The sequence below is a fragment of the Flavobacterium sp. GSP27 genome, from assembly GCF_003970395.1.
Taxonomy (GTDB): Bacteria; Bacteroidota; Bacteroidia; order Flavobacteriales; family Flavobacteriaceae; genus Flavobacterium.
This window is the reverse complement of sequence record NZ_RYDP01000004.1, coordinates 96550-109530: the sequence shown is the minus strand read 5'-3', so window position 1 is coordinate 109530 and position 12981 is coordinate 96550. Positions and strand designations below refer to the sequence as shown.

Annotated in this window: 7 protein-coding genes; 3 read left to right on the top strand and 4 right to left on the bottom strand. The window is 34.8% G+C overall.

What is annotated here, in order from left to right:
- Positions 1-499 precede the first annotated feature (499 nt).
- Both EKM05_RS05170 and EKM05_RS05165 read left to right on the top strand, forming a co-directional pair.
- Positions 500-4087, top strand: a complete 3588-nt coding sequence (locus EKM05_RS05170) for a M4 family metallopeptidase (protein ID WP_158614842.1) — start codon at positions 500-502, stop codon at positions 4085-4087.
- 70 nt (positions 4088-4157) lie between these two features.
- On the top strand, positions 4158-7448 hold the full coding sequence (locus tag EKM05_RS05165; RefSeq protein ID WP_126553942.1) for a reprolysin-like metallopeptidase: 3291 nt from the start codon (positions 4158-4160) through the stop codon (positions 7446-7448).
- 290 nt (positions 7449-7738) lie between these two features.
- Here the strand turns inward: EKM05_RS05165 and EKM05_RS05160 are convergent, their stop codons facing one another.
- From EKM05_RS05160 to ahcY, 4 genes are all read right to left on the bottom strand, one after another.
- On the bottom strand, positions 7739-8077 hold the full coding sequence (locus EKM05_RS05160; protein WP_126457564.1) for a DoxX family protein: 339 nt from the start codon (positions 8075-8077) through the stop codon (positions 7739-7741).
- Between the two features lie 7 nt (positions 8078-8084).
- Positions 8085-8423, bottom strand: coding sequence for a DoxX family protein (locus EKM05_RS05155; RefSeq protein ID WP_126553940.1), 339 nt, complete (start codon positions 8421-8423; stop codon positions 8085-8087).
- Positions 8424-8763: 340 nt separating this feature from the next.
- Positions 8764-9828: a serine hydrolase gene (locus EKM05_RS05150; RefSeq protein WP_126553938.1), complete on the bottom strand. Its 1065-nt coding sequence runs from the start codon at positions 9826-9828 to the stop codon at positions 8764-8766.
- A 790-nt stretch (positions 9829-10618) separates the two neighbouring features.
- Positions 10619-11935 (bottom strand): adenosylhomocysteinase, encoded by a 1317-nt coding sequence (gene ahcY, locus EKM05_RS05145; RefSeq protein WP_126457562.1) that lies wholly within the window; start codon positions 11933-11935, stop codon positions 10619-10621.
- Positions 11936-12216: 281 nt separating this feature from the next.
- On the opposite strand from ahcY, the gene EKM05_RS05140 reads away from it, so the two are divergent.
- The gene (locus EKM05_RS05140) at positions 12217-12846 is read left to right on the top strand and encodes a 4'-phosphopantetheinyl transferase superfamily protein (RefSeq protein ID WP_126516305.1); all 630 of its coding nucleotides are present in this window, start codon (positions 12217-12219) and stop codon (positions 12844-12846) included.
- The last annotated feature ends 135 nt before the right edge of the window (positions 12847-12981 follow it).

The window sequence follows — 12981 nt, the reverse complement described above, 5'->3', positions numbered from 1 at the left end:
TTAAGTTTATTTTTTTTAACCTTTTTTTTTGATAAAAAATTAATTAATTAATTCTTTTTTGGATTAAAATATAATAATTATGTTTTTTAAAGTCAAAATTTTGATTAAAATTTATTTTAATCAATTTTAATCAAATATTTTTTTTGGAATAATAGTTACGAGAATGTTGGTTTTACGAGTCAAAACAGCATACCGTGATATAGTTAATATGATTCTGTTTAATCAGATTAGACATTAAAAATGATCTTGTCTAAGTGGTTTATTGATTGTTCGTTTGAATTAATGATTTTAAAGACTACAAATACTATTAATTAATAAATATTAGCGCTAATGAAATAAAGTATCAAATTACACAGCATTAAACAATAAGGACAAACTCAATTAGTACACCAAATTTTACAGCACAACTATGAATAAACTATTACTCACATCTAGTTTTTTGTTTTTTACCTTTTTAATTTTCGCTCAAAAAAGTAAAACTCAAAATAATGAAAAATATTTGCAATCAAATACAAATATCCAGGAATTTAAATTTAATAAAAGTCGCCAGAGTCCTTCTTTACTAAAAATTAAACCGGACTATACTTTAAATTTAGCTGGTGTTCCTGCTTTTTTAGTGGAAGTACTGCAATTAGATAAAAATTCATTTGAATTTAAAGAAATTCACACCAATACCACCAAGGGGAATTTTAATATCGTTACTTTTTCTGCCTTCTATAATGGGGTGAAAGTGGAGCATGCGCGATATAATATTGTTCTTAAAAAAGATAAAGTAACTGCAATTACACTAGAGCATTATGTTATGGGTGCTAATGTTTCTAAGACAAAGTCATTGTCCCAAGACCAAGCATTAGAAAAGGCAAAGCAACATGTTGGTGCTGAGAATTATGTTTGGGAAGATATTTCAAAAAGTTTAAAAGTTACGGTGAATCAGAAAGAGATACAACAATTACAAAAATCATATAATGAATATTTGCCTAAAGGCGAATTAGTATATGTTGATAATTATAAGACAAAAGAGGTTGACTTAACGCTTGCATACAAATTCAATATATACGCATCAAAACCATTATCAAGAAACAATGTTTTTGTTGATGCTGCCAATGGCCAGATTTTATTAACGGATGCAATTATTAAACATGCAGATGAAATTAATAAAAACATCGAAAAGAATAAAATAAACACCACTAATTCAGCAGCAATTTTAGCCTCAGTTGAAGGGAACGGAGCGACAAGATATGCTGGAAACAGAAAATTTCAGACTACATTAGATGCAGTCAATAATCGCTATTCATTATTCGGGACTATTCCGGTCCTTGTGAATGGATTGCCGGTTGTTATAGAAAACGAAACGCGTTCTTATAATGGAGTAGGTGGAGCGCCTATTGGTGTGCCTAATATTCCATCGTATTCTATTTATGATGGTGATGCTCCATCAGGACAATTAAAAGTTGAAATTGGAGACAACAACTGGACCGCAGATGAACACTGGAGAAGTCGTTTCACTACTCTAAAATACCCTGTTGACAATGAAACAAAAAATGATGATATTGCTTTAGATGCGCATTGGGGAGCTGAAATAGTAATTAAATATTGGGGAGCTATTCATAATCGAAGTAGTTATGATAATCGTGGTACCAAAGTTATTAATTATGTACATTATGGTGATGCGTATGACAATGCTTTCTGGAATGGTACTGCAATGACCTACGGAGATGGAAGTTATCAAGGCGGTACAAAGCCTAATGGTTCTTTTGGACCTTTAACATCCATGGATGTTTGTGGACATGAAATAGGACATGGTGTCTGCTCTAATACATCTGATTTAGTTTACGCCAGAGAATCCGGTGCTATGAATGAAGGTTTTTCGGATATCTGGGCAGCATCTGTAGAAAACTATGTATTGACTACAATTGATAGTTCGTTGCCTTATGACCCGTGGGGAATTGGAGAACAAATTGATGAACGTGATGGTGGGTTAGCTCCGGGCGCAGCTGGATCTACTGCTTTGCGTTGGATGGATGATCCAAAAGCAAATACAGATCCCGACAGTTATGGAGGTAAATTTTGGTCTGACCCACAATGTGTACAACCTAGCTTAGCGAATGACCAATGCGGAGTCCATAGTAATAGTGGAGTTTTAAATAAATGGTATTATTTATTAGTAGAAGGTTCTGGAAAGAGTTTTACTCGTGGGAAAGCTAAAGCGGCTGCAGATGATCAAATAAATGATGCTTTGAAGGTCTACAGTGTCAAAGGTTTAGGTTTTCTTATTGCTGAACAGATTACTTTTAAGGCCGAAGTGCTACTTACTCCAAACGCTACTTTTCAAGAGATGAGAGATGCAAGTATACTTGTTGCAGGACAAGAATATGGAACGTTTTCTAATGAAGTGAAACAAGTAACGAATGCCTGGTATGCGGTTAATGTAGGGAATGAATTTATTGCGCCTGATCCAAACCAACTTTTCTTTGAATCGGCTAATGTTTCTGTAGTCAACGAGCAGACAGCAACACAAGGGTGTGCTGTTTTTAATACAATAGAGGTTAAGGTTACTGGGGTAAACATCACTTCTCCTCAAACCATTAATTTAGACTTCTCAGGTTCTACAGCAACTATTAATAAAGACTTTACTACATCAGCAACTAGTTTGTCTTTTGATAAAGATGGGACTAAAACAATTTTACTCAACATTTTTAATGATGGTATAGTTGAAGGTGTAGAAAATATTATAATCAAGTTTAATGTAAATACTCCTGTAGCGCAATCTAGAATTCAAAACATCACAATTGTTGATAATGATTATGTACCAGCTATTGGTATAGGTACGGTAGAGATTTTTAAAGAAACTTTTACTACTTCAAATATTCCATCTGGTTGGGAAACTAAAAGTGTAATAGGATTGGATCCCAATGTTTGGCTTTTTAATGGGCCAAATACTTTAGGAAAAGCATACGTTTCAAATGGCACTGCATCTCAAGGCGCCACTTATGATTCAACCCAAAACGGAAATCTACTTCTCATAAGCAAATTGATTGATACAAAAGGGATGAGCGATGTTACTGTAGCTTTTGACTGGGAAGCAGGAGGAGAAACGGACCAAGTAGATAATACTGCGTTGTTTGATTATGGTGAATTTGTATACTCTTTAGATGGCGCTAATTATAATTCTTTAGCCTTTTTTGCAGGTACAGCATCAGGAGCTGTTATGTCTTCAGGTAAGTATAATAAAGCGACACCGGCATTAAATAATACACAATTTCATTTAGCTTGGAGATGGTATAATGATGCTTTACTAGGTACTGCTTTTAGTTTTACTTTAGACAACGTAGTAGTAAGCGGAACACCAGCTTCAGTAGAATCTGATTTGATGCAATTTGATAGTGAAACCGTAAAAATTGGTAACCAAGTATACTTTTTGAGCGATCAGGATGGAGATGTCATTGGGATGATAGAAAATGCGACTAAGGATCTGGGTTGTGTTACGCTAACTATTAGTGAATCAGGTAGTAAATCTAACTTTACTAATATAGCAGGATCTCATTCAGGGAAAGTTATCAAAGTAGAAGCAGATGGATTGAATGCACCAACAGCTTCCTATGACTTAACACTATTCTTTACAGATGCTGAAACAAGTGAATTTTCAGACCCTAGCGGGTTAAGAGTTATAAAAGTAAATAGCAACTCTATCAATGATGCTAAAAATTACCCTAAGAATTTTCAAATAAACGGAGGGTTAGGTGCTGCATATTCTGCGGAGCAATATCGTACTTATAAAGGAAATCATACCGGATCTGGAACTTTTGCTTTGGTAACACAAGCGACTTTATCTACGCAAAAAATTAATGGGGAAGAATTTAAAATATACCCAACTGTTTTATCGGCTGATAAAGTAATTACAATTTCCAGTGCAAGAACGCCAATTGATCGAGTTGACATTTATACCCTAAATGGAGGTTTAATAAGCGCTTTGCAATTAGAAAGTAGTAATGAAGCTAAAATACCTGTTAGTAAATTATCCAGCGGAATGTATTTTCTTGTTATAAATGGTAATAAATCAGATACATTTAAGTTTCTGATGCAATAAATAATTGATTCAAAATCCCCCATCGTAGAAATGCAATGGGGGATTTATTTTTTACCTAAATTTAAAGATAATGAATACTAAAAATAATTTTCTTTTACCCCTACTGTTTTGTTTTTCCTTAAGCATATCATGGGGGCAGAATAAAAGTGATTGGACCGCTTTATCCGAAAACAGTCGGCTCAAAATTAATAATATTAGTTTTGATAAAGAAAAAATGCCTACAAAATTCAAACTTTATACCGTTGGTATAGCCTCTGTTAAAAATAAACTACAGAATACTCCTAAAAGAGGTGTGTTTTTTGGGACTTCTCAAAATATAATCAATGTGCCTAATGAAGACGGTTCTATTGAAAATTATCAAGTTTTAGACGCCCAAATTTTGCATCCGGATTTGGCTGTAAAATTACCAAATATTAAAAGTTATGTTGGTAGTTCATTAGTACATCCTGGTAAATATATTCGGTTTAGTTTATCGCAAGCCGGATTTCATGCTCAGGTTTTTGAAGCTGGAAAATCAACTTATTTTATAGATCCCTATACAAGTGATAAGTCAGTATATATTGCTTACAAGAGAGATGATCTAGTCAATAATTCATCTGATGTTTTTACTTGCGAGACAGATAATTCACTTTCTAAAAAAACTGGAAATAGGCAAATAAATAAAACGATAGGTGCTACTGATGACAGTAAAATTCGGTTGTATGAATTAGCAATGTCGTGTACAGGAGAGTATGGTGCCTTGTTTATTGGTAATGCCACGACTGATTTTGAAAAAAAATCAAATATCATGGCACAAATGGTTGTCACAATGACACGAGTAAATGGTATTTATGAGAAAGAATTAGGTATCACCTATCAGTTTGTACCTAAGAATTTTGACATTATGTATTATGATGGAACTACTGACCCTTGGGGTACAGAATATAATGACCAAACTCAATTGACCATAGATGCTAATATTGGAGATGCAAACTACGACATAGGCCATAATTTTAATACAGCTGGCGGCGGTAATGCAGGTTGTATTGGTTGTGTTTGTAATTCCGGAAATAAAGGAAGCGGTATGACTGGTAGATCAAATCCTACTGGAGACTCTTTTGATGTTGATTATGTCGCTCATGAAATTGGGCATCAAATGGGAGGGTATCATACCCATAATGGAACAACTACCTGTTTGAAAAGCGGGAATAATACCGAAGTGGAACCCGGAAGCGGATCGTCAATAATGGGGTATGCCGGAATTTGTACGGGGCAAAATGTACAGGAAAATTCGGATGATTATTTTAATTATGTAAACATACGAGACATAAGTGCTAATATTCAAGGGGGAGTGAGTTCTGCCTGTTTTGATGAGATCAAGGTTAGCAATTTACCGCCAAAAGCCAATGCAGGAGCAAATTACAGCATTCCTGTAGGTACCGCATTTCAGTTGTCAGGAACAGGTTCTGATCCTGACTCAGGAGATCTTCTTACTTATACGTGGGAACAAAACGACAATGAAGAGATGCAAAGTCCTATTCAGCCTCTCCCAACGGCTATTCAAGGTCCTATGTTTAGAACCCGAAGAGGAACTACAAAACCTAATAGGTATTTCCCGCAATTAACAGATATTTTAAGTAATAATCTGATGCCTACTTGGGAGGTAATCCCCCAGGTTCAACGGAGTTTTGAGTTTGCTTTTACGGTTAGGGATAATGTTGTTTACGGAGGGCAAACGGCAGCTGATTTGATGACGTTAAATACAATCCAAACGGCAGGACCCTTTAAAGTTTCAAGTCAAAACTCAAACACGACTTGGATACAAGGTGAAACTCAACTGATAACTTGGGATGTTGCGAATACCAATTTACTTCCGGTAAACTGTTTGTTTGTAAATGTTTTATTTTCGGCTTTAGGAGATTTTACCGATACTGTTATATTAGCGGATAAGGCTTTAAATAGTGGTTCTAAAAGCATCATTGTACCCTCTTCTTTGACGGAATCAGGGCGTTTAATGATAAAAGCGGCTGACAATGTTTTCTTAGATGTAAATGACGCAACTATAATAATTAAGCAAGTTACAACTCCAACATTCTTTTTGACAGCGCTTGAAGTCTCAAAAATCCAATGTGCAAATGATAATAAATCAACTTTTAGTTTTGATTATATTCCTTCTGCGGGTTTTACGGGGGTAGTGAGATTTGCTGCGACAGGTTTACCATCTGGTTCCACAGCTAGCTTTACACCAACAACAGCAAGTACCTCAAAAGAAACAATACTAATGACCGTTAGCGGATTTTCTAATTCAAACCCTAAGGATTATTCTATCACTTTCGCGGGTACTTCTCCGTCAGAAACCAAAACTCAAGTTGTTGTATTAACGCTAAAGGGAGGTGTTTTTTCGGAGCCTGTGCTGAGTAGTCCAGCTAATACAAGTGTGAAACAATCAACTTATCCATCCTATATCTGGTCTAAAGATGGGAATAACAGTGCTGAGTTTTTTGATGTGGAAGTTGCTTCTGATTCAAATTTTCAATCTATAGTAGAAACCGCAACTGTCTCAAAAAATGGATATAATCAAAATAAAGGGTTAAGCGAAAATACGTTATATTATTGGAGAGTTAGGCCTAAAAACGAATGTGCAAACGGTGTTTTTAGTAGGCCAAGTAGCTTTACAACTGGTTCAAACAAGTGTTTTAGTAGGACTAACACTAATCCTTCTGTAATAGTATCAACCTTAACGACAACAAGCACAATAAATATAGCAACTGATATCCCAATTTCTGATATTAATGTTTCGATGAAAATTACCCATAGTTATATAGGAGATATAGTTGCGGTACTGACAAGTCCATCAGGGACCAATGTTTCACTGATAGCTAGTAAGTGTGATTCTAATCCAGATTTGAATGCTACTTTTGATGATCAAGGGTTGGCTGTAATAAACTGTTCTTTAACAAGTCCAGCAATCTCTGGTGTTTTAAAGCCGGCGCAACCGCTTTCTGCTTTTAATGGAGAAAGTGCTAAAGGCGAATGGAGACTTAATATAACGGATACAGGATTAGGGGATGATGGTATACTGACATCATGGGCAATAGCATATTGTGGAGTAGAAAGCTTAAGTCTTAGCGCTAAAATTTTTGACACTTCCCTAATTCAGGTCTATCCAAATCCTGCAAAAAATAGCATTACGGTTCAATTTGAAAAAACACAGCACTTAGATGTTGCAGTATTTGATTTGTTAGGAAGACAGATTTTAAGTACAGTACTAAAGTCTTCTAGTAATACAATAGATGTTTCTTCTCTTTCGTCTGGAACGTATATCATGCAGCTAATTGATGATGAGAATAATAAAACCAGTAAAAAAATTATTATTGAATAATTTCAAAATGTGATAAAAGCGTTATGCTGAAGCATTATTGATTTTCTCAATTATTATAAATAAGTCGAAAGTTTAAAAGTCGTAAAGTCAAATGAATTAACTTTAAGTAAAACAGCTTTAAATCAGATTGTTATGTAATTTTATCTTGATTTTAAAATACGACATTATACCATGGTTATTACTTAGTACCCATTTCAATTATTATTGGAATGGGTATTTTGTTTTAATTTTAAATTAGAACAAATAGTGAACTGTTTGGTGGTAAATATTAAAAACAGCTTAGTGTTGATTTATTCTAAGGTTCTGCATAAAATATAGAGATTCAACACAAAGTAAAAAAAAGCAGGAGTAGAAACCAATAAAGAATCTTTCATCTTTATTCTTACCCCTGTACCAAGAAGCATAAGCAAAGCTAGGCCTCCGGAAGCAAGAACTAAAACAGTATGATTTTGAAGGCCAATAAATAAACCGATAGCCCCTGCCAATTCTAAAACAGCAATTAATGGTCCAAATTTTTCAAGTCCAAAGCGTTTAAATTCATTTTTCATATTCGACGAGGCAAAATACGCCATTCCATAGATAAGAAAGGAGGTTGCCGAAAATAAAATAAGTAAATGCAATAGATTCATGTTTTGATTATTTGGAAGCGCATAATGCAACAAAAAGAGATAATGCCAAAAGGAATAAAGAAGGAAGGTGTTTAGACCATGGGTTTTTTGCTTTAAAATGAAAAAATTGTGCGCTTATCATTAGAAAGGCCATTATAAGTGCCGGTATAAATACTAATTCAGGATACCAAATTCCTGTTATTAACAAGGTTGATAAGGCTATTTTTGTGGCTCCAACAACATTTCTTGTCAAATCCGATATGCCGTATTGTTTAAATTCGTTAACAATGTTATCAAACCTAAAAATCCATACGTAACCTACGGACACTGCGATTACAAGCTGAGCGATAATAGAATAAGTATTCATGGTTTTATAATTAAAGGGTTTTATCTTTTGTTGTGATATACAAATTAATTAGCAGCTGTATGTCTCTTAGAATTTATGTTATTCAAAGATACCATAAACTTATATTTTTATAAGGCTTGCCAAATTGATTTATTTATAAATCGAGAGGTTTCTTTATTATTTTATCGGATTAGCTCTCAATTTAAAACTAAAACAGGTTGGTTTTTTTGGGTCAAAAATGCATCAGAATTTATCAGGCGGTTTTCGTTGCATATTTTGCCTTAACGTTTTGTCAAAATCCGGCATTACGATTTTTTGAGTAGCACTTGTAAGCCCTAGCTGTTAGCGGCAGTTGTTATTTTTAGTTAATGTATAATTTAGCAATTTCTTCTATAAAAGCTTGAGGATGAGAACCCATTAAATTTGTCAAAATTACTATTGAAACATTTTTATTAGGATAAATAAATAATGCATTTCTTGCACCACCCATTGAAGCAATTATTGGATTTTCAGCTCTTGAACTTAATGAAAAACCAATTGAAGTTCTGTCGAGCAAACCATTCTCTTCATATGGTTTTCCGTTTTCTAATTCAATAGGTTTTAAAAGAATTTTAAGATTTTCAGCATTAATTAATTGATTAGTTTGTAATGCAATTACCCATTGTGCCATTTCGGTTGCTGTTGCATATATCCCACCTGCAGGCAATAAATTTGAAGGCATTGGTTGATAAACATTAGTTAGAACATTATTTCTAAAATAAGTATATGGTCTTGATGAGTTATTAATAATGTTATAAAAATCCCCAATTCCTGCCTTCATGGCGTTTTTCATTCCTGCTTTTTTGAATTGGTTTTCCATAATAAATTTTTCAAACGACTGTCCACTAATTTTTTCTATAAGCATTCCTAGAAGCATGTAATTTGCCAAGCCTTCTCTCACATGTTTTCCAGGTTCAAAAGCAAGGGGTAGCTTTTTGACGTTTTCGAACAAAATATTACCATCCTCGGAAAGCATATTGCCTTGTGAATCCCAAACATCAGGAAGTCCCGATTTATGGGTTGCAAGCTGTTCTACGGTAATTTTTTGCCAAGTTTGGGGTAATTTATCTAAATAATTTGAAATAGGTTCTTCTAGATTTAATTTTCCGTTTTCTACTAATTGCATGATTGCAACTCCTGTGAATGCTTTGGTAATAGAATTAATGCTAAAAACGGTTTGACTATTTACAGCAATTGAATCTTGAATATTGGCGAATCCATAATGACTTGTTTTTACAATAACATTTTCTTTAATAACCGATAATTGTAAACCGACAATTTTATTTTTTTGAATAAGTTCTTTTATTGCAAGATCGACTTTGTCTTCTTGTGAATAAGTATTATTAAAAACCGTTAAAAGAGCGATTAAAAGCAATGTTTTTTTCATGTTTTCTTTTGTTTGATTTTACGGTTATAGTGGGTGCGATTCCCGCTAACGTCAGTTTGTCTAAAAACCTTTAAACGAACTGTATTTTGTTAATCATTAAGTAAATATATGTTATTTAAACTACAATTAAAATTCGTTCTGGCAAAAGTCGCTGATGATTGTTAAAATAAAACAGTCCGTATAAAGGGTTAAAATTGCTCTTAACATCACAAAATACAACGCCAGTATTCTTAGATACTGTTGAGTAGATTGTGATCAATCAGGTTGAAGATTCGGCGCAGGTTGTAGGCTGTAAAAATCAATCCAACATCAGCTGCGGCGCGTTTTATGGTTTTCGTTGCCATGATATAATAAAAATCCCATTGCCGCTTTATTACTCTCTTGCAAAGAGCGGGACAGGCTGCCGGATGTTTGACGATGGCTTGTCGTCTGCGGTATATTTTATAATTATTTTGGATTCTGACTTTATTTTGATAAATAAAATCGGCATATTGGAAGCGTTCAATGAGACTGCCTTTGGCATTTTTGGTGCATTTTTTAAAAGTTCACAACTCAGACAAGCACTAGATTTATAATGCTTCATCTGGCTTATTGACGTGCCGTTCTTTTTGGCGTACCAATTTCCATTGGTCGTTGGGGTTTCATTAGCAGGGCACGTATAAGTATCCGACCCGTAGTTTTTGCGAAGGGTCACGACCAAAAACAAAAAACCCTTGCTCCTGAAACTTCGGGACTGCAAGGGTTTGTATTATAATAGTGAGAATTGCTTCGTTTCCTCGCAATGACTCGACTAGTATCTGTAATATTCTGGTTTGAACGGGCCTTCAACTGGAACGCCAATGTAATCCGCTTGATCAGTACGTAACGTCTCTAATTCAACACCCAATTTAGCTAAGTGTAACATGGCTACTTTCTCATCAAGATGTTTTGGTAACATGTACACATCATTGTTGTATGCCGCACTGTTTTTCCATAATTCGATTTGAGCCAGTGTTTGGTTAGTAAAGGAGTTACTCATTACAAAACTTGGGTGACCTGTAGCACAACCAAGGTTTACCAAACGGCCTTCAGCCAATACAATAATATCATTTCCAGCAATAGTGTATTTATCAACTTGAGGTTTGATTTCGATTTTTGATGCACCGTGGTTAGTGTTCAACCAAGCCATATCAATTTCGTTGTCAAAATGTCCAATATTACAAACGATAGTTTTGTCTTTCATTTTCTCAAAATGAGAACCCAAAACAATATCTTTATTTCCAGTAGTGGTAATGATAATATCAGCAGTTGCAATAACTGTATCTAATTTTTTTACTTCAAAACCGTCCATCGCTGCTTGAAGCGCACAAATTGGGTCAATTTCAGTAACCGTAACAATAGAACCAGCACCTCTAAAAGAAGCTGCTGTCCCTTTACCTACGTCACCGTATCCACAAACGATTACTCTTTTTGCAGCAAGCATCAAGTCAGTTGCACGACGAACTGCATCAACTGCTGATTCTTTACAACCGTATTTGTTGTCAAATTTCGATTTAGTAACCGAGTCATTCACGTTGATTGCCGGCATTGGCAATGTTCCTGCTTTTACTCTTTCGTATAATCTGTGTACTCCAGTGGTAGTTTCTTCAGATAATCCTTTGATTCCTGCAACTAATTCTGGGTAACGGTCTATAACCATATTGGTCAAATCCCCACCGTCATCAAGAATCATGTTCAATGGTTTTCTGTCTTCACCAAAAAATAATGTTTGCTCAATACACCAGTCAAAATCAGGTTCGTTCAACCCTTTCCAAGCATATACCTGAATTCCAGCAGCAGCAATCGCTGCAGCAGCCTGATCTTGTGTAGAGAAAATGTTACAAGAACTCCAAGTCACCTCAGCACCAAGAGCGATCAACGTTTCAATCAAAACTGCAGTCTGGATTGTCATGTGCAAACATCCCGCAATACGAGCACCAGCAAGTGGTTGTTCGTTTTTGTATTCCGCACGAAGCGCCATTAAACCTGGCATTTCAGCTTCTGCTAATTCAATTTCTTTTCTTCCCCAAGCCGCCAGGGAAATGTCTTTTACTTTGAAAGCCACAAAAGGCATAGTTGTAGTACTCATTTATAGTATATTTGTAATTACTTCGTCCGTTCGCCTTTCAGGCTCGGGTGAAAATTTTTTGCAAATTTACGCAATAACTTTAGAATTTTACGGTTTTCCAGAAGATTTATGAATTGTTTAATTCGCTAATCTTTTGAACATTAACTAAATAATTTCTTTAAGCTGAACTTGTTTCAGTTTCTGGAGCTATTTCCCGTTATTCGCTATATCTTTTTACACGCAAAAAAGCGTGAAAAAAGGATATCACTGCTACCGGGGCTAAAAATCAAGATCACAACACGATGCCACTTTATAAAATCATACGTCCTAATGCCGCCACCCAAATTTTAATTTGGAAAATAACGGAACCTTTCTCCGAATTAAACCAGCAGATTGTTCTTAATGTAAACAATCAAAATCGACTGGACGGAATGAAATCCGAAATGCACCAACGCGCCTTCCTGAGCGTTCGTAAGGCATTGCAACAAGCCGGATATACTGATTTTGATTTGTATTATGACACCTTCGGAAAGCCCCATTTACACGATGGAAAGCACATTTCCATCACACATTCTCATGAGTTTTCGGCCATTATAATCAGTACTGAAACCGTGGGAATCGACATTGAATTGCAACGAAATAAAATCATCAAAATAGCACATAAATTTTGTGATAGCGAGTTTCAATTCTTGGATATGGACAGTGAAGAATATATCCGAAAATTAACGGTTATTTGGGGTGCCAAAGAGGCTATTTTCAAAATTAGAAACGAAAAAGGAATCAGTTTCAAAGACCATATAAACGTTCATTCATTTGAATTAAATACTAAACAAAATAAAGCTAAACTTCATTTTAATAATGTATTGAAGGATTTCAATATTCATTTTGAAGAAATACAAGATTTTACGTTAGTCTATGCTTTCGAAAAATAGTACACAGTATTTCATCGCGCAGTTTGTCATTGCTTTGCCCGTACTGGTTAAGCAATGAAAAGACAATTAATAAGCAACAATATAAAGTATCAGAAATCCGTTTAAATCCACAAAATCCGCGTTATCTGCGTACCA